This is a genomic window from Streptomyces sp. NPDC017991, assembly GCF_044328075.1.
Classification (GTDB): Bacteria; Actinomycetota; Actinomycetes; order Streptomycetales; family Streptomycetaceae; genus Streptomyces.
Genome location: NZ_JBIRGP010000006.1, coordinates 109726 through 127774, shown reverse-complemented (window position 1 = coordinate 127774; position 18049 = coordinate 109726). Strand labels below are relative to the sequence as shown.

At 70.4% G+C, this 18049-nt stretch carries 17 protein-coding genes; 11 read left to right on the top strand and 6 right to left on the bottom strand.

Annotated elements, in window-relative coordinates; genetic code table 11:
• Window positions 1-77 precede the first annotated feature (77 nt).
• Together ACH4DZ_RS19520 and ACH4DZ_RS19515 are read left to right on the top strand one after the other, a co-directional pair.
• On the top strand, window positions 78-2057 hold the full coding sequence (locus ACH4DZ_RS19520; RefSeq protein ID WP_398288418.1) for a fibronectin type III domain-containing protein: 1980 nt from the start codon (window positions 78-80) through the stop codon (window positions 2055-2057).
• Between the two features lie 113 nt (window positions 2058-2170).
• Complete coding sequence (locus ACH4DZ_RS19515) at window positions 2171-3358, top strand: WxL protein peptidoglycan domain-containing protein (RefSeq protein ID WP_398288417.1); 1188 nt, start codon at window positions 2171-2173, stop codon at window positions 3356-3358.
• On the opposite strand, the gene ACH4DZ_RS19510 is transcribed toward ACH4DZ_RS19515, so the two are convergent.
• The gene (locus ACH4DZ_RS19510; protein WP_398288416.1) at window positions 3318-4793 is read right to left on the bottom strand and encodes a LuxR C-terminal-related transcriptional regulator; all 1476 of its coding nucleotides are present in this window, start codon (window positions 4791-4793) and stop codon (window positions 3318-3320) included. The genes ACH4DZ_RS19515 and ACH4DZ_RS19510 overlap by 41 nt on opposite strands.
• Window positions 4794-5061: 268 nt before the next feature.
• On the opposite strand from ACH4DZ_RS19510, the gene ACH4DZ_RS19505 reads away from it, so the two are divergent.
• Together ACH4DZ_RS19505 and ACH4DZ_RS19500 are read left to right on the top strand one after the other, a co-directional pair.
• Complete coding sequence (locus tag ACH4DZ_RS19505) at window positions 5062-5727, top strand: cutinase family protein (RefSeq protein ID WP_398288415.1); 666 nt, start codon at window positions 5062-5064, stop codon at window positions 5725-5727.
• 148 nt (window positions 5728-5875) lie between these two features.
• Window positions 5876-6247, top strand: coding sequence for a hypothetical protein (locus ACH4DZ_RS19500; RefSeq protein ID WP_398288414.1), 372 nt, complete (start codon window positions 5876-5878; stop codon window positions 6245-6247).
• Window positions 6248-6364: 117 nt separating this feature from the next.
• Here the strand turns inward: ACH4DZ_RS19500 and ACH4DZ_RS19495 are convergent, their stop codons facing one another.
• Window positions 6365-7315 (bottom strand): helix-turn-helix domain-containing protein, encoded by a 951-nt coding sequence (locus tag ACH4DZ_RS19495; protein WP_398288413.1) that lies wholly within the window; start codon window positions 7313-7315, stop codon window positions 6365-6367.
• A gap of 250 nt (window positions 7316-7565) precedes the next feature.
• On the opposite strand from ACH4DZ_RS19495, the gene ACH4DZ_RS19490 reads away from it, so the two are divergent.
• The gene (locus ACH4DZ_RS19490; RefSeq protein ID WP_398288412.1) at window positions 7566-8846 is read left to right on the top strand and encodes a hypothetical protein; all 1281 of its coding nucleotides are present in this window, start codon (window positions 7566-7568) and stop codon (window positions 8844-8846) included.
• On the opposite strand, the gene ACH4DZ_RS19485 is transcribed toward ACH4DZ_RS19490, so the two are convergent.
• Window positions 8821-9282 carry an ATP-binding protein gene (locus tag ACH4DZ_RS19485; RefSeq protein WP_398288410.1) on the bottom strand — a complete coding sequence of 154 codons (462 nt, stop codon included), beginning with the start codon at window positions 9280-9282 and terminating at the stop codon, window positions 8821-8823. The genes ACH4DZ_RS19490 and ACH4DZ_RS19485 overlap by 26 nt on opposite strands.
• A gap of 113 nt (window positions 9283-9395) precedes the next feature.
• Here ACH4DZ_RS19485 and ACH4DZ_RS19480 point away from each other — a divergent pair, with 113 nt between their 5' ends.
• Both ACH4DZ_RS19480 and ACH4DZ_RS19475 read left to right on the top strand, forming a co-directional pair.
• Window positions 9396-10223, top strand: coding sequence for a Scr1 family TA system antitoxin-like transcriptional regulator (locus tag ACH4DZ_RS19480; protein WP_398288409.1), 828 nt, complete (start codon window positions 9396-9398; stop codon window positions 10221-10223).
• Entirely contained in the window at window positions 10220-10477 is a 258-nt protein-coding gene (locus ACH4DZ_RS19475; RefSeq protein ID WP_398288408.1) for a DUF397 domain-containing protein, read from the top strand. Before ACH4DZ_RS19480 ends, ACH4DZ_RS19475 begins: the two co-directional genes overlap by 4 nt.
• Here ACH4DZ_RS19475 and ACH4DZ_RS19470 read toward each other — a convergent pair.
• Window positions 10452-10958, bottom strand: coding sequence for a hypothetical protein (locus ACH4DZ_RS19470; protein WP_398288407.1), 507 nt, complete (start codon window positions 10956-10958; stop codon window positions 10452-10454). The genes ACH4DZ_RS19475 and ACH4DZ_RS19470 overlap by 26 nt on opposite strands.
• On the bottom strand, window positions 10955-12694 hold the full coding sequence (locus ACH4DZ_RS19465; protein WP_398288406.1) for a PHP domain-containing protein: 1740 nt from the start codon (window positions 12692-12694) through the stop codon (window positions 10955-10957). The genes ACH4DZ_RS19470 and ACH4DZ_RS19465 overlap by 4 nt, the downstream gene beginning before the upstream one ends.
• 240 nt (window positions 12695-12934) lie before the next feature.
• Between ACH4DZ_RS19465 and ACH4DZ_RS19460 the strand changes: the two genes are divergently transcribed.
• Both ACH4DZ_RS19460 and ACH4DZ_RS19455 read left to right on the top strand, forming a co-directional pair.
• The gene (locus ACH4DZ_RS19460; protein ID WP_398288405.1) at window positions 12935-14278 is read left to right on the top strand and encodes a jacalin-like lectin; all 1344 of its coding nucleotides are present in this window, start codon (window positions 12935-12937) and stop codon (window positions 14276-14278) included.
• Window positions 14279-14712: 434 nt separating this feature from the next.
• On the top strand, window positions 14713-15306 hold the full coding sequence (locus ACH4DZ_RS19455; protein ID WP_398288404.1) for a TetR/AcrR family transcriptional regulator: 594 nt from the start codon (window positions 14713-14715) through the stop codon (window positions 15304-15306).
• On the opposite strand, the gene ACH4DZ_RS19450 is transcribed toward ACH4DZ_RS19455, so the two are convergent.
• Entirely contained in the window at window positions 15289-15624 is a 336-nt protein-coding gene (locus ACH4DZ_RS19450) for a hypothetical protein (RefSeq protein ID WP_398288403.1), read from the bottom strand. The two genes, ACH4DZ_RS19455 and ACH4DZ_RS19450, sit on opposite strands and share 18 nt — an antisense overlap.
• A 196-nt stretch (window positions 15625-15820) precedes the next feature.
• Between ACH4DZ_RS19450 and ACH4DZ_RS19445 the strand changes: the two genes are divergently transcribed.
• On the top strand, window positions 15821-17224 hold the full coding sequence (locus ACH4DZ_RS19445) for a hypothetical protein (RefSeq protein WP_398288402.1): 1404 nt from the start codon (window positions 15821-15823) through the stop codon (window positions 17222-17224).
• Between the two features lie 16 nt (window positions 17225-17240).
• Window positions 17241-18038 carry a hypothetical protein gene (locus ACH4DZ_RS19440; RefSeq protein WP_398288401.1) on the top strand — a complete coding sequence of 266 codons (798 nt, stop codon included), beginning with the start codon at window positions 17241-17243 and terminating at the stop codon, window positions 18036-18038.
• Window positions 18039-18049 lie beyond the last annotated feature (11 nt).

The following is an 18049-nucleotide window of genomic DNA, read 5'->3' as shown; positions in this document are numbered from 1 at the left end:
ACCTGGCACCGAAAGCTTGACGATCTCCATTGCGTGCTCACCGCATGCACACCGCAGAACAGAAGAAACGACACGTCATGAGAACAAAGCTCTTCGCACCGGCCGGCAGGCCGATGCGACGCCGCGTGGCAGGCACCGCCGTCGCGGCATCCGTGGGCCTGATCCTGGCCCTCGGCGGTGGCGGACTCACGACCCCCGCGGTCGCCGCCGACTCCGCCACCCTCACCGGCATCGTCCTCGGTGTCGGCGCCGACGAGACCCAGCGGACCGTCAGCTGGTACTCCTCGGCCGACACCACGCAGAAGATCCAGGTAGCCCCCACCTCCCAGCTCGGCGCCGGTGAGTTCCCCGCCGACGCCGCCACGTTCGACGCCCTGGGCGGCGCCAACATCGCCACGAGTGGCGGCTACAACCGGCACGCCACCATCACCGGCCTCAAGGAGAACACCGCGTACTCCTACCGCGTCGGCAGCGAGGGCAACTGGTCGACCGCGTACGCGTTCCGCACGCAGGACTTCGAGGGCGAGTACGACTTCCTCTTCCTCGGCGACCCGCAGATCGGCTCCTCCGGCGACACCGCCAACGACCAGGCGGGCTGGCAGGACACTCTCGACGTGGCCACCAGGGCCAACAAGGACGCCGAACTGCTCGTCTCCGGCGGCGACCAGGTCGAGAGCGCGAACAACGAGTCCCAGTGGAACGCGTTCCTCGCCCCCGACCAGCTGCGCCAGGTGCCGTTCGCGGCCACCATCGGCAACCACGACGTCGGCGGCAAGGCGTACGAGCAGCACTTCTCCACGCCGAACACGGACCGGTCGGGCGCGTACTACTCGAACGGCAACCCCGCCTCCAACACCTCGGGCGGCGACTACTGGTACATCTACAAGGATGTGCTGTTCATCGACCTGAACAGCAACAGCTACGCCACCTCGCAGGGTGGCGGCGGCGACGAGGCGCACACCAAGTACGTCACGGACGTCATCAACCGGCACGGCTCCGAGGCCAAGTGGAAGGTGCTCGTCTACCACCACTCGATCTACTCCCCCGCCTCGCACGCCAAGGACGGCGACAACAAGGCGCGCCGCGTGGACTTCCCGACGACGTTCTCCGAGCTGGGCGTCGACATCGTCCTGCAGGGCCACGACCACAGCTATTCGCGCAGCTACCTCATCAAGAACGGTGAGAAGGCCGACAAGGACGAGCAGCCCGCCGCGGCCGACGTCTACCCGGGCCCCGGCGGTGTCCTGTACGTGACCGCCAACTCGGCCTCGGGCTCCAAGTACTACGACATCACCAAGCCCGACAGCAGCGGCACCAGCGGTGCGGGCAACGGCGCCGACCCGCTGAACCCGGACAGCTACTGGTACAACTCGGTGCAGAACCAGGAGCACGTCCGCAGCTACGTCAAGGTGCAGGTCCGCAACGAGAAGCTCGTCGTGGAGAACATCCGCAGCGGCACCTGTGCGGCCCCCAACTCCGAGGTGGAGCACGGCGACTGGTGCAACAACACCACCGCGGGCCAGCCCGTCGGCTCGGTCGTCGACAAGGTGAGCGTCCACCCGTACAACGGTGACGGCCAGTCCCTCCAGGTCGACGTGCCCGACGCGGCTCCGGGTGAGTTCGGCTGGACGATCGACGGCTACAACGGTCTGGTGGACCTGGGTACCGCCAAGGAGGAGAACGGCGACCACTTCACCGCCGCCGGCAAGATCAACCCGATCCTGGTCACGGACTCCCGCCGCTCGCTCTCCCCGTGGTCGGTGTCGGCCGCCGTGAGCGACTTCAAGGACGCCGACAAGACGTTCCCGGGCTCCTACCTGGGCTGGTCGCCGTACCTCCTCGACCAGGGCGCGGGCGCCGAGGCCGGTGCCTCCGTGGCCTCGGGCTACGACGACCGGGGCAAGGGCCTGTCCGTCTCGCGCGGCCTCGGCTCGGCCGACCAGGGTCACGCCCGCGGCAAGGCGAAGCTGGGCGCCGACCTGGACCTCAAGATCCCGGACAGCGTCCAGAAGGGCGGCTACCGCGCCACCCTGACGATCACCGCGCTGAGCAGCTGATCACTCCCGTACGACCCGCTTGACCAGCACCGCCCGCGGGGCAGGCGGCCACCGCACCGCCTGCCCGCCTGCCCCGCCCCTTCCAGCAGCACCCGAGTCCGGAGAGCCCAGCCATGCACCTGTCCCCAGCACGCAGCCGTACGCCGTCCGCCGGTCCACGCCAGGTCATCCTGCGTTACGCGGTCCTCGCGCTGCTGGCGGCTCTCGCGTTCGCCGGTACGTCGACGGGGTCCGCCCGAGCGGCCGACGGCGACGTGACCTGGACGGTCCGCACGGCCGCGAACGGGTACGGGGACGACCGGTCCAGCTTCAGCTACGGCGTCAACCCCGGCAGTCAGGTCAAGGACGCCATGGTCGTCGCCAACCACAGCAAGAACACGCTCACGCTGGCGCTGTACGCGGCCGACGGGTACACGACCGAGAAGGGCCAACTCGACCTCCTCACAAGGGAGAAGAAGTCCCTCGGCATAGGCGCCTGGGTCCGCGCCGGCAAGGAGAGCGTGCGGATCGCGCCGGGCAGGACGGCAGAGATCCCCTTCACCGTCGCCGTCCCGCGCAACGCCACCCCCGGTGACTACGTGGGCGGCATCCTCACCTCGCTCAAGCAGTCCGACGACACCGAGGGCATCGCCGTCGACCGGCGCCTCGGCATCCGGATCGAACTGCGGGTCAGCGGCGCGCTGAAGCCCACGCTCGCCGTGGAGGACCTGCACGTCGACCACCACGGCACGGCCAACCCCTTCGGCCAGGGCGACGCCACGGTCACGTACACGCTCCACAACACCGGCAACGCCCTGCTCTCCGGCACTCAGAAGGTCACCCTCACCGGCCCCTTCGGCACCCTGGAAACGCATGCGGGCACCATCGCCGCCGCCCCGGAACTGCTCCCCGGCGAAAGCTGGAAGGTCACTGTCCCGGTCCACGACGTGACCCCCGCCCTCCGCCTCACCGCCAGGGCGACGGTCACCCCGGCCCTGACCGACGCGGCCGGTTCCACGACCTCCCTCAAACCCGTGGAGGCCACGACGACGGGCTGGGCGATCCCCTGGACCCTCATCCTGTTGATCGCCGTCCTGCCGGCCGCGACCACAGCCGCGTACCTCCTCCGCCGCCGCAATCGCGACCGCCGCAAGCAGCGCGAGGACGCGCGGGTACGCGACGCCGTGGAACAGGCCCTGCAGGACCGCACGCATGGCACGCAAGACACCCATGACGCTCAAGACACCGATGACACTCAAGACGCCCGTGCCACACGCTCCCTCAGAGGTGTCCTGGTTGTTCCGCCCCCAGAAGTCGGGTGAGGGCGCCCCGGGAGCGGACTCCGAGCTGGGAGAAGACGTTCCGCAGGTGGTACTCGACCGTGCGCGTGCTGATCGAGAGCTTCTGAGCCACTTCGCGATTGGTCGCGCCCTCCGCCACGGAGCGGGCTATGCGCAGTTGCTGGGGGGTGAGCAGGCCGAGGGAGCCGGTTTCGGGTGCGGTGGTGAGCGTGTCCCCCGCCGCACGCAGTTCCGCGCGGGCGTGCTCGGCCCACACGTCCGCGCCGCACTGCTCGAACCCCAGTACGGCAGCGCGCAGTTGGGGCCTCGCTTCCACGGGGCGGCGCCTGCGACGCAGCCACATCCCGTAGGCGAGCTGCGTCCGGGCGTGCTCGTAGGGGCCGTTGGCCTTCTCGTGTTCCGCCAGTGCCTCGGTGAACAGTTCCTCGGTCCGCCCGTCGCTCGACACGAGGGCCCGGCAACGCGCCAGCAACGCCGGTGCCTGCGGATCGGCCCCCATGGCCGCCCACCCGGCGTACTGGTCGATCAGGCCCGCCGCGTCGACGTCGTGGCCGGCGAGCACGGCGGACTCGACATAGCAGGGGACCGCCATCGCCCAGAGGCCGAAATGACCCTGCCGTGGGCCGCCTTGGACGAGGGGGGCCAGCCGGGCGGCGGCATGTTCGGCGTCGCCGTGCCCGAGGTCGGCGCGGGCCTGCGCCCATTCGGCGAGTGTGCTCGTCTGGCTGAGCCCGTGCGCGTGAGCGGTGCGCAGCGCCGCTTGGGCGTGCGTGGCGACGGTGGCCGGCCCGCCCGCGATCGAGGCGGCCAGCGCCAGCACGGCCGACAGACCGGCCACCACGTTGCGTTGCCCGCCTTCGCCGGCCGCTTCCAGACCGGCCTCGGCGTGCACGCGGGCCTGGTGGTAGCTGCCTTCACGCAGTTCGGCGTAGGCGAGGTGCTCAAGGACGCGGGGTACGAGTGCCGTCGATCCCGCGGCGCGGGCGGTGGCCAGCGCGATGCCGAGCACCCGGCGTGCCGTCGCGAGGTCGCCCAGCATGAGGGCGATCGTGCCGGCCGACATCAGGCCGGGTGCGTCGGTCCGGGCTGTCAGGACGCCGAGCACGGGACGGAGCAGCGCGTTGGCACGGCGGAAGTCGCCATCCACCACACAGCGCATGCCGTCGCGGTAGTCGCGCCAGAGGGCGTCGGCCGGGTCACGGCCGGCCTCTTCGTGCGCTGCGGCGCCCTGGGAACCGGCGGGGGCGCACAACGCGTCGAGGGCTCTGCGGTATCCGTCGCGGTCGCCGCCCGCCCAGGCCGCGAGTGTGGCGTGTACGCAGGCCGTACGTGATCGGGCCGGGTCGGTCGTGCGCGAGGCGGTGGCGGCGAGGAGGAGCAGGTTGTAGGCATCGGTGACCGGGCCGTCGTGCAACAGCAGAAGGCCTTGCGTCAACTCGGCGCCTTCACCACTCATGTGCATCACCGTTCCCTGCGGCACCACCGTTCCCTGTGGCCCCGCTGTGCCGAGCGTAACGAGCGACGGACGTGCTCGGGCGCGTTTCCCCCTATTGCCGACCTGCCGACCTGCCGTCCAGCAGGGCCCCACCGGTGGGCGACCGGTGATTCCACCGATGCGTACGGGACGCGGGGCTTCCTACGTTGCTGTTGCGCTCGACGAACGGATCCGTGGAGACGAATCCGTGGAAAGCGCTCGTGCCACCGCTCAGGAAAGAGGTACCGCCATGTCCCATCGCGCATCACGTCGCAAGCTGACGATCGTGTCCGTCGGCGTCGCCGGCGCTCTCGGTGCCGCCGGACTCACGCTGCTGCCCTCGATGGCCTCCGCCGCCCCGTGTTCCGACGTCGAGGTGGTCTTCGCCCGCGGCAGCGGCGAGGCCCCCGGGCTCGGCATCGTGGGAGCGCCGCTGGTGAGGAACATCAAGAGCGGACTGCCGGGCAAGTCGGTCACCTCGCACGCCGTCGACTACGCGGCGAACTTCTCGCAGACCAGCGCGGGGCCCGGCGCCTCCGACATGACGGACCACGTCAGGTCCACCGCGGCGAACTGCCCCGACACCTCGTTCGTCCTCGGCGGCTACTCGCAGGGCGCCAGCGTCACCGACATCGCCCTCGGCATCCGTACGACGCTGGGCACCGGCCGGACCATCCCCACGGATCTCGCGCCCCGGGTGAAGGCCGTCGTGGTCTTCGGCAACCCGCTTCAGCTGTCGGGCAGGACGATCAACACGGCGAGCGGGCTCTACGGCGCGAAGGCGAAGGAGTTCTGCAACACCGGCGACCCGGTGTGCGGCAACGGGCGCAGCACGGCGGCGCATCTCAGGTACCACGTCAACGGCAGCGTGGAGACGGGGGCGCGTTTCGCCGTAGGCAGGATCGACGCGGGCTGAGCACGTCCGGCGTCACCGCGCGGGCTGAGCCGCGTCCGGCGTCATCGCGGCGGTCCGCTCCTGACATCTGTCAGGTACGCGCCGCACAGGGTCCCCCCTACGTTGAGTGCCGAACCCGACCACTTACGCAGTTACGAGGGGACTCTTCATGCGCAGGATCGCCAGGGCCGCGGCAGCCGTGTCACTCGCACTCGGTGTGCTGACCACCGTCGGCGCGACCGCTGCCAACGCCGCCACCGCGGGTAGCTTCCACGGTTGTCAGGACGGTTACGTCTGCATCTACCCGCAGGACGCGGGCTGGAACAACGATCAGCCGTCGCACGTCTACTACGACTACGGGTCCTACAACCTGAGCGGCATGTACGGCGTCCACCGCATCCTGAACAACCAGACCGGCGGCGCGACCATGAGCACCTGTACCGGCTACAACGGCACGGGCTGCGAGGGGAACCTGCCGGGCGGCGGTTGGTCGATCGACAAGGACATGACGCCGATCAACTCGATCACGCTCCAGCCGTAGGAACCGTGTCGTAGGAACCGCGCCGTAGACGGATGCCGCGTCACGCGTGAACCAGCGGTCCGGGCCTCCACGGGGGAAGCCCGGGCCGCTCCGCGTCGTTCCCCGCCGGTGCCGCCGTCACCTGTCGAGGCGCAGTTCACGAGCCGTCCGTCCGTAGTGGGACTTCAGACCGCGGGCCAGGTGGCGGGGGTCGTGGATCCCCCAGCGGGCGGCCACCGCGGCCGTCGTACGGCTGTCGTGGGCGGGGTCGAGGAGGTCGCGCCGCACACGGCCGAGGCGTTCGGCGCGCAGCCAGGTCGCGAACGGGGTCCCGGCGCGGCCGAACAGGCGGTGGAGCTGGCGGGCGGAGATGCCATGGGCCGCCGCGACCGACTCGACGGACAGGGAAGGGTCGGAGATGTTCGCCAGGGCGTAGACACGGATGCGGTCGACCGGTTCGGTGGCCGTGTCCGCCCGGCCCGGTGCGGTCCCGGTGAAGGCCGCGATCAGGAGGGACACCAGGGCGTCGCCGACGTGCGCCTGTGCGGGACCGGCCAGTTCGTCGAGGTGGGTACCGAGTCCGCGCAGGAACCCGGAGAACACCGCCTGCGCACCGGTGTCGGCGGGCAACCGCCTGGCCGCCCGGTCGGCGACCGCCGTGGCGTGCGGCCCCAGTTCGGCGCGGGAGATGCCGACGGCCAGCACGTCACAGCCGTCGGCGACGGCCATGCGGTACGGGCGGGTCATGTCGAGGACCACGAAGTCGCCCCGGTGAGCATGGGACCGGGTGTCGCCCTGGTCCACCGCGGCGGGCTCCGGCGACCCGTGCAGGGTGATCTTCAGCAGCTCGGGGTCCGTGGACGAGATCGCCCGCGCCGACCGCCGGACCAGATGCGCCGAGCCCCGGATCCGCGCCACCGCCGCGCGCCCGACCGCCGCCGCGTCGATGTCGGCCCGGAAGGCCCTCCCGTGCCCCTCGGCATCCGGAGCCCCAACGGCTGTCACGGCCAGCGGAGCGAGAACCGCCGACGCGGCGGTCTGCAACTCGCCGACACTGGCCTGGTGTACGTGTAAAGCGCCACCGTCCATGGGGCCACTCCCTGCTCGCCGGGCATGTACCGGTATATCGATCGGCATACCCGGAAGTCACTGACTCCATCGACTTCATGGGGGCGTCAAGAGGCGACAACCGCGGCGGCAAATGGAGACTTCTTACGCCCCCTCCCCTCTACCTTCTTCTTGGGGGAGCGACGTCGGCTGGAACCCTCACCACAGTTCCAGCCGACTGCCCGCCACCGGACCGGACACGACTGTCAGTGGGCACAACTACGCTGCCGCCGTGACGAAACTTGCGGGCGTGGCACAGGTACGCATCGGCGACGGGCGCGGTGTGGAGCGGCTGCTATGCCATCCCGGGCTGCCCCTGATCGCCGGCCTGGAATCGGAACGTCCGTCGGTCCACGTCTGGGGCTGCGAGGCCGGGAAACTGAGCGAACTCGGCTCTGTCGGTGCGGAATCGGAGGCGTACGACGATGCCTTCGGTTGGAACCGGCACCAGCGGACCCCCTCCGTGGCATGGCATCCGGTCCAGCCGCTGCTCATGGTGGCGAACGAGGACGGCACGGTGCGATGGACTCCCGCCGGGCTCTCCGACCCGGCAGGTCTTCCGCCGACTGCCGCTTATGACGGATTGGCGTTCAGCCCGGACGGTCGGACGTTGTGGGCAACGCCGTCGTCGGGCGGGGGCGACGACGCGTGGGAGCGTTCCGACGCTCTCGACCTCGCCTCGGGCACCGTCCGTACCGGCCCTCGGTGGGACACCGGGATCGCCGAGCATCCCGGCGGCGGCCTGGTGGTGACGCTCTCCAGCGACCAGGGCGCGACGCACGGCCTCTTCGCCCGGGTCGACCAGGAGACCACGCCCGCTGTGATGCGCGTGCTGCGCCGGGCGCTGATCCTGGACGCCGACGGCTATGAGACGCCGGTCTTCAGCCCGGACGGACGCCATTTCGCGGTGCGGGGCAACGCGTACGACAACTCGCTGGCGGTCTTCGAGTTCCCGTCGCTGCGCCGCGTGCTGGCGACGACTCTCGGCGAACCCAGCCCCGGTTACCCGTACCCGCCGGAGTGGGTCGCCCAGATGCGCGCCTGGTCGCCGCACAACATCGCGTTCGGAACCCGGCCAGGCGTGCTCTGGGTCGGAACGCCCACCGGGGCCCTCGTCGAGATCGACCTCGAAGCACAGCACGCCGTCGAGCACGAGGTGCTTGCCGACTCGCGTGTGTCCGCGCTGGGTGCGACCGCCACGGGCGAGTTGGTCGTCGCCGGCACCGGAGGCGAACTCGTGCTCCTGTCCGTTCGTTCCAGTCGTTCCAGTCGTTCCGGCTCCGCGAAGTCCTCGGCCACGCACGGTGATACGGCGAGTTCCGCTGTCACCGCGTTCCTGGACGCCACTTCCGAGGTTCCCGACGACGGCGACCCGGAGCCGCATCTCGTCGTCACCGACGGAGCCCGCGACTGGGAACCGGACGATCTGGAGACCGTGGTCACCGCGGCCGAAACGGATCCGACGTGGCTGCGCCTCCGAGCAGCGATCAACTCCGTGGGCCTGGCACCTTGATCTCCGCCCACACGGTTTTGTACGGGCCTGCCGTGCAGAGCGCTGTCCCCCAGCGGTCGGCCAGCGCGTCGACCAGGAGCAGGCCGCGTCCGCCCTCGTCCTCCTCGTCGGGACCGGGCGACTCCCGCAGTGCGGGGAGTCGTTCGGTCAGGCCGTCGGCCACTTCCACCCGTACGACGTCCTCGCCGGCCCGCATCAGGAGCCGTACGCGGAAGTCGCGGCCCTTGACGCGCCCGTGCGTCACCGCGTTGGCCGCCAGCTCGGCGACGACCAGGGTGACGGATTCGCTCGCCTCGCTGTCGTAGGCGAACCCCCATACGTCCATCCGGTTCGCGACCAGTCGGCGCGCGAGCCGGGCCCCTCGCGGGGTGCAGCTGAAGAGCTGGGTGAACGTACGTACGGTGACGGGGACTTGGACCCCGATGTGTCCTTGCATGGGTCAAAGGTCCCGGGCGGCCGGGCCGTCGACCAGCACCGACACTCGTACGGTGCGCCCCGTACGAGTTCACTCTGTGGACAGTCGGAGTGACTTACCGTGACCATTGCTCCATGACCAACAGCACGGCGAACGAGCCCGAACCGTCGGACAGTTTGAAGACGTTCGGTCTGGTCCACAAGGCTTTCCGCAAGCGGGCGGGGCTCACGCAGGAGGAGTTCGCACCGCTCGTGCGGTACCAGCCGGGGACGGTGGCGTCGATCGAGCAGGGGAGACGGCTGCCGCCGAGGGTGTATGTCGAGCGCGCGGAGGAGGTGTTGGACGCGTTCGGAGTGCTCCGGGCGGCGGCGAAGTACGCGACGCGGCAACCGGGTTTGGCGTCCTGGTTCCGGAGATGGGCGGACCTGGAAGAGCAGGCGATCAGCCTCTATACGTTTGAGAACCGGCTGGTGCCGGGGCTTCTTCAGACGGAGGAGTACTCACGCACCCTGTTCAACGAGCGGTTGCCGGTACTGACCGACGCACAGATCGAGGCGCAACTCACCGCTCGGGCGGAACGCCAGCGCCTGCTCGCCGAGCTGCCCAACACGGTGTTCAGCTTCATCATCGAAGAGCACATCATCCAGCGGGGTACTGGAGGCCGGGGAGCTACTCGTGCACTGATCGATCACCTTCTCGCGGTCACGGAACTGCGCAACGTCGAGTTGCAGTTGATGCCGATGACACGCACAGTCCACGCGGGTCTCAACGGCCCCATCCGGCTACTGGAGACTCCGGAGAACGAATGGTTCGGCTACTGCGAAGGGCAGGAAAGCGGCCAGCTCGTAGCCAGTCCGAAAACGATCAGTGTCCTTCACATGCGCTATGCGAAACTGCGATCACAGGCTCTTGCCCCGGACGATTCCCGGAGCCTGCTGGAGCGGATGCGAGGAGCGCTATGAGCACCACAGAGCTGGTCTGGTTCAAGAGCAGCTACAGCGGCGACGACTCTGGTGATTGCGTCGAAGTTGCCCTGGACTGGCACAAGTCGACGTACAGCAGCGGCAGCGAAGGCGACTGCGTCGAAGTCGCCGCCTGCCCCGCCACCATCCACGTCCGTGACTCCAAGGACATCCGCGGCCCGCAGCTCGCCCTCTCCCCCACCGCCTGGGCGGACTTCGTTCTCGACCTCAGTGGTCCGCGCAGCACGGCGTAGGGTCCGGGACCTCGAACGGGACCAGCACCCCGCCCACGGCCGACTGCAGGGTCAGGACCAGCTCGCCGTCCTGCCACTGCGGCCGTACGTGGTCCCGGGTCACCACCGACTGCGAAGGCGGCGGCTCGCCGGGGGCGCCCAGCACCACCACCCTGCCGATCGCGGAGCGAGCCAGCAGCTCCGCGATCGTGAGCGTGCCGGTCAGTTCGGCCGAGCCCGGGTAGACGACGGCCCGGCCCACCTCGTCGGGTGCGCCGGCCGTCACCTCGTACCCCTTGGCCGACAAGAGTCGCGCGGTGCCCTCCGTCGACGTCGTGAAGGACAGGACCACCCTCGGGCGCTCCCCGCGTACCAGGTGCGTGCAGCCGAACGCGCCCTCGGGGAGGCCGAGTTCGGCTGCCAGCTCCAGCAGCAGGTGATCGGCCGCGCGCAGCTCACGTACGTCGGCGTCGATCGTGCTGATGTGGGACGGACGGTTCACGCGGGCAGGACCCAGACCGGGTTCGAGTAGAACCAGAGGTCCTTCCACGGGTCGGCGTCACCGACGACGTCGATGGCGGGACCGGCGGGGTCGACGGCCGCACCGCGCGAGCCGACGGCGGACCGGTTGCCGTCCGAGCCGCGCAGGCGCAGGTACAGCGGGCGGTCGACGCGGCCGAGGGCGTACGTGATCCGGACCGTGCCGGTGGTCTTGTCGACCTGGTACGACTTGACGACCTTCGTGGTCGGCGCGACGAGCGTGTCCTTGTCGGCGGCGGGGCCGGTTACGTCACCCTGGATGACGTCGACGCGGGCCAACTTGGGGATGAAGCCCGCCCAGTTGGCGTCCTGGGCGAGCGCGATGTCCACGGTCAGCGTGACGTTCGTGCCCTTCTTGACGTGCAGCGCACCACCGAGGGTCGCCCAGCGGCTGCCGCCGGAGACCCGGACGTCGAGGCCGCCGATGAGCTGACCGTGGTCGACCCAGACACGTCCGGCGCGAATGCCGTCCATCACGGCGGCGTACGAGAAGTCCTCGGCGCCGACATGGGTCCTGCTGTACTGGCCGGGCCAGTAGTCGCCCTGGGTGGTGTCGATCTGGCCGTTGTAGACGGGATCGCCGTAGCGGCCGTCGGTGTTGAAGTCGCCGCCACCGCGTGCCGCCGTGTCCGCGTACACCTGGTGGGAGTCGGAGTTGGCGCTGATCCACCAGGCCTTGCCCTCGGCGAGCAGGCTGTCCCAGAGGCCGCCGACCGTCGCGGTCATCCAGTCGAAGCCGCCCCAGGTGCGGTAGCTCTCCGGCGGGTAGCCGGGGAAGGAGTTGGCGCTCGGGTTGTTGTCGTAGATGCCGCGTGCGCGGCCCATGCCGAGGGGGGCGGGCAGGCCGGCGGCCTGGTGGCCCGGGGCGCCCTCGAAGCCGACGGCGATCTGGTGACTCGCGGGGGTCGCGTCGCGCCAGGCGCGGATCTCGTGCGGGGAGTCGACACCGCGACGCGCCGGGTGGTTGGCGAGCATCAGCGCGTCCTTGACCTTGCGGCGCTGCACCTGCTCACCGAGGAACGCGAGGCCCGCGACGGCGAGCGCCTCGTTGGCGGGCGTCGAGTCGGAGGCGTTCTTCACGCTGCCGTCGTAGTCGGTCTCGAACTGCTTGAGGACGGAGACCTCGTTCTTGCCGGGGTGCACGAAGACCGTGCCGTGCTCGGCGCCGGGGATGTTCCATTCGAGGCCCTGGAAGACGAGGGTGTCCTCGTACGCGTCACGGGCGGCCTTGATGTCCGGGTTGACCTTGTCGACGCCGATCTTGGCGTGCGCCACGCTGCCGTGGTCCGTGATGACCAGCCAGTCCATGCCGTGTCTGGCACCCTGCCGGACCTGGTCGACGACGCGGTACTTGCCGTCGCTGCTGTACTGGGTGTGGATGTGGTGGTCGCCGGCCAGCCAGAGGAAGCCGTTGCCCTTGCGGCCACCGGAAGTGGTGCGCGCACCGGCCGACGACTGTGCGGCAGCCGTTCCGCCCGCCGCCGCGCCGAACGCCCCCACCGTGGCCAGACCCGCGCCGAGCAGGCCCGCGCGGCGGAGCATGGAACGGCGCGACTGCTGCTCGGGGCTCAGTGCCTCGTCGGGTACGGAGGTGTCGAAGGCGGCGGGGAGCGGGGCACTCTCGTGGCCGTGGTCGTGACCCTGGTGACCGTGATCGTGGTGGTGATGCCCGTGCCCGTGACTGTGTCCGTGCCCCATGTCGGCCTCCTGTGTCCGGCGCCGCCGGTGCGGTCGCGCGCTATGGAGACTCGATGTGAAACATGAACGCTGCACGACACGGGAGTGATGTCCGGGCGACTCCGGCACGGCGGCTCGCCTCCGCTCTGCCTGTTCCCCCAACTGCCCCTGTAGACGAGACTAGTTGGCCGAGCGAGCCGACTTCCTCATCCCTCCGTTCTCCGCTGTTGCCTGGAGGCACCCCCCGCCATGACCCCCACCATGAGAAGACTCATCGGCACCCTGATGGCCGGTGCGCTGGCCGTCACCGGGCTCACCACGACCGCCACCGCCACCGCTCAGGCCCCCGCTGAAACGGCTGCCGCCGTCCCCTCCTCCGGCACCTTCAACGTCCTCACGTACAACGTCGCGGGCCTCCCCGAAGGGCTCAGCTCCGGCAATCCGGAGGTGAACACCCCGCTGCTCGCCCCACGGCTGGGCGCGTACGACATCGTGAACGTCCAGGAGGACTTCAACTACCACGCGGCGCTGTACGCGGGCGACAACCACCCGTACCGCACGGCGACCAGTGGTGGTGTGCCGTTCGGCGACGGCCTCAACACCCTCTCCGACTACACCTTCGAGGACTTCGAGCGCGTGCGGTGGGACGCTTGCACGGGCACCAACTGCCTTACCCCGAAGGGCTTCTCGCTGGCCCGCGTGCGGCTCGCCGAAGGAGTCTTCGTCGACCTCTACAACGTACACACGAACGCCGACGACACGGACGACGCCCTCGCCGCCCGGCGCGCCAACATCGAGCAGCTCTCGGACTTCGTCCAGGCCAATTCGGCAGGCAACGCGGTCGTCGTCATGGGTGACACCAACACCCGTTACACCCGCTCGGGCGACAACATCCGCACCCTCGCGAGCGAGAACGGTCTGACCGACGCGTGGGTCCAGCTGGTCCGCGGCGGCAGCGCGCCCGCGCAGGGCAGCGACGCGATCGTCTGCCCGACGACCGCGCCGGCCAATTCCTGCGAGGTGGTCGACAAGGTCCTCTACCGCGGCAGCGGCCTGGTGAACCTCTCCGCGAGCCGATACAACAACGAGTGGGCGAAGTTCCTGGACTCGGCCGGCGGCAACCTCTCCGACCACTTCCCGCACACGGTCGACTTCTCGTGGGCCCTGCCCGCGAAGCTCCGGGCGAGCGACTTCTTCGGCGGTCCGCACGGCACGGCGTTCAACGACGCGGACGACCTGCCGGGCGCGCCGTCGCCCCGCACGCTGACCCTGCGGGGCAGCTCGCGGCTGGACTCCGTGTCGCTCGCCCTCGACGGCGGTACGTCGCTGACCCACGGCGGCACGGGCGGTACGGCCACCTCGCTCACCTTGGCCACCGGCGAGCACCTGACCTCGGTGAAGCTCACGCAGGGGCAGAAGGACGGTCGGACGCGGGTCTTCTCGGCGGCGTTCACGACGGACAGGTTCCGTACGTTGTCGGCCGGATCAGCCACATCGGACTCGGTGACGTATACGGCTCCGGCCGGGTGGCAGATCGTCGGCTTCAGCGGCCGGGCGGGCACGGAGATCGACAAACTGGGAGTGCTGTACGCCCCGCTCGGCTGACGCCGGACCACTGTTCCGCCTGCGGCTCCGGAGGGGGCGGGCCCAAAAGATCGCGCAGTTCCCCGCGCCCCTGGGTACCTGGGGCGGGCCCAAAAGATTGCGCAGTTCCCCGCGCCCCTAGGTACCTGGGGCGGGCCCAAAAGATTGCGCAGTTCCCCGCGCCCCTAGGTACCTGGGGCGGGCCCAAAAGATTGCGCAGTTCCCCGCGCCCCTAGGGGTACCTGGTTCCCTGCGCAAAAGGGGGCGAGGGGGCGGAGCCCCCAGTCCCTTAGGGGCGCGGGGAACTGCGCAGCGGGGGGTCGGGGGCGGAGCCCCCATGTGGTGACGGGACGGGTAGGGGCGGCGGGGGCGGAAACCGTCCGGGGAATGGGAGGCCCGCGTGCTCGCTACTCTTGGGTGACATCCCCACACACCCCAGGAAAGGCCTCCCAAGAATGGCCCGAGCCGGACTCACCACCGACCGGGTCGTCACCACGGCAGCAGACCTCGCCGACGAGGCAGGCTACGAACACGTCTCCCTCTCCGCCCTCGCCAGAAAGTTCGGCGTCAAGGACGCAAGCCTGTACTCCCACGTCAAAAACCTGCACGACCTCCGCACCCGCATGGCCCTCCTCGCCGGCGGCGAGATGATCGACCGCATCGCCGACGCCGTCGCCGGACGCGCCGGCAAGGACGCCCTGGCCGCCTTCGCCGGCGCCTACCGGGAGTACGCACTGCAGCACCCCGGCCGATACGCGGCCACCCAGATCCGTATCGACCAGAACCTCGCGGCCACCTCCCCCGCCTTCGTCCGCACCACCGAGGTCACCCACGGGATGCTGCGCGCCTACGGCCTCGAAGAGCCCGACCTCACCGACGCGGTACGCCTGTTGCGCAGCACCTTCCACGGCTACTGCGCCCTGGAGGCCACCGGAGCCTTCGGCGCCTCCAGGGACGTACGGACGTCATGGGACAGGGCCGTCGACGCCCTCCACGTCACGCTGGAACACTGGCCGCGCGAACACCCGACCTCACCCCCGACGCCGTAGGCCGTCGAGGACACAGCGGTCGCGACTGGCGAGCACGCCCGCCCACAGCTGCGGGTCGAGCAGGCCGACGAGCGCCATGAGCGGGCCGTTCCAGCCGTGCGTCGCCGTGTGGACCGCGCCGAGGCCGATGAGGCCCAGTCCTGCCAGGAGGTGGCCGAGCCCCTGGGCCATCATCGAGACGTGGCCGGTGTGCCTGGCCTCGGACGAGCGCCAGACGATACAGGCGAGGGACAGGCCGAGGGACGCCCCCTGGCCCGGTCCGAGCACGGCGAGCGCCTGCGGCTGGGCGAATCCGAGCGCCTTCGTCGACGCCTTCACGGCCCTTGTCGGACAGACTCCCGGCCAGTATCAGCGCTCGCTCCGGGACGACGTGAGGGCAGCTCCCCGACAAGGCGGTCCCGCCCCTCGGCCGTCTTCCCCGGCGCCCGGCAGAGCGACCCCACACGTCCCGCCCACCACTTAGACTGGAAGCTTCGCAGATGCCACGTGTCGCCTTGGGGGGAGGAAGCGGACCTTGTCCCAACCGCAGCTCCGTCGCGGCCCGTTGAGACCGGATCCCGAACCGCACATACCGCACGGTCCGCGCCCCGCCCGGCTCGTCCGGTGGCTGGGCGGACTCGGCGCCGCCGCCGCGGGCTACGCGGTGTTCCAGTCCCTGGTGGGTGTCCTGCCGGACAACATCGGTGGCCAGACGGCTCGTTACACCATCGCCATGGTCAGCGGACTCGGCACGGCCCTCGCGGCCTGGCTCTCGGCGGCACTGCTTCGGGCCAGGAGTGAGAACAACTCACCTTCGCCGAACGGCCTGTTGCCCGTGTCCGGGTCGGCCCTCTCGGGCCCCGGGCCACTGCCCGACCTCTTCTCCACCGCGTACGGCACCCTCGCCGAACAGATCTGCGTGGTCGACGACCCCGTACGCGGACGCCTCACCGGCTGGCCGCACTCCCTCGGCGAGAGCGGCCCCGGCCGGCCCACCTCCATGGGCACCGCGTACGGACTGCACATCATGCTCGACCTGGGGATGCCCGAGGGGCGGGTAGGCGCGGGCGACCTGATCGACACGCTGTGGCGGCTGCGCCTGCCGGACGGCGGCTGGTCGGCGCGTACGCAGGGCTCCCAGGCCCGGCCGGAGGTGACCGCCCTGGTGCTGGGCACGCTGGCCCGGGCCGGGGCCTCACAGGAGCGGCTCGCCGAGGAGGTGGCGCACTGCGAGGCGCGCTTCACCCACGAACTCGACAGCACAGGGCGCGAGTTGACGCACGTCCTGACGACCGTGATGCGCGGCCTGCTGCGCGCGGCGCCCGACTCCGCGGTGCTGCCCCTGCTGCGCGACGCCCTCGTCGAGGGCGCGGTGACCGATCCGCGCCGCAGGCACCACCGCTGCTGGGGCTACCGGCTCGCGCCCCTCCACGGGCCGCCGTCCCCGCTGCACACGGCTCAGGCGGTGGTCGCCCTGGACCGTGCGGCCCGTGTCCTGGGCAGTGAGAGCGTCAACGCGCGCGCCGCCCGCGAGGACGGTGTGCGCTGGCTGCTGGCCTGCCCGGACGCCACGCACGACGCCTGCCTCGACCTCTCCAACCTCCGCGAGGACGTACGCAGGCCGCGCACCGACGACCCGACCCGCCACGAGGTCCTGAACGTGCGGCACTTCACGGCCTCCTGGATCGTCCGCGCCCTGCTCACCCCCGGCGCGCGCGACGTCGCGCGCGAGGACGGCATGGAGGACGAGTGGCGCGAGCGGCTGAACGGCGCGGCGAGCGCGGTGTACGCGGGGCAGAGCGACGGCATATGGACGTGGGTGCGCGACGATACCAACGAGCTGCGCCGCCCCATGTGGATGACCTATCAAGGCCTATCGGCACTGCGGGCGCATGCCGTATGGATGTATCAACCGTTGATCCACCAACCGAATGGCTGAGCCGGGAGGAACGTGCATGGGTGGCCGACAGGTCCTGGCGGCGCGGCAACTGCTGACCGAGACACTGGACGGCGAACTGCCGGAACACGAACGGCTGTCGGCGGCCCGCTCGGTGGTGGCCGAACTGGGCTCCCCCGACCGCCTGTTGGAGCTGATCGCCGAACTCGCCTCCGGTGAAGGCGATCCGTACGGCTGCGCCCGGCTCTCGTACCGCCATGTCCTCGGCTTCGACAAGCTCCTGCTCATCGACGACGGTCCGCGGCACATGCTGCGCGCCCATCTGTGGCATCCGGGGCGCGGCGCGATCGGCAAGGAGGACGTTCACAACCACCGTTCCCCGCTAGCCTCCTCCGTCGTACGGGGGCGGCTGTCGATGGAGTTGTACGCGCCTCGCGGTGACGCCCGCCATGATGCTCGCGGTGGCGCCCGCAGTGACGCCCGCGGCGCCGACACGAACGACGACGGGATCGACGGCGGGATCGAGGCGGACCGCTACCGGGAGTCCCTGGCGGACGGGTCGGCGGACTGGCTGCTGGAGCCCACGGGCCCGGCCCGGCTGCGGCTGACCCAGGTCGCGCAGTACGCGGCGGGCAGCACCTACGCCCTGCCCGCGCACACCCTGCACCGGGCGTGGTGCGACACGGCCGAGCCGACGGTGACGCTCTTCCTGGAGACGGGGAACGGACGGCGGCGGCACACGGATGTGTTCACGGCGGCGGGGCCCCACCCGGGGACCGTACCGAAGGTGCCGCTCGATGTGGACGACTACCTGAGCGAGCTCGACGCCCTGGCGGAGCTGCTCAGAAGTTCATGAGGCTCAGGAGC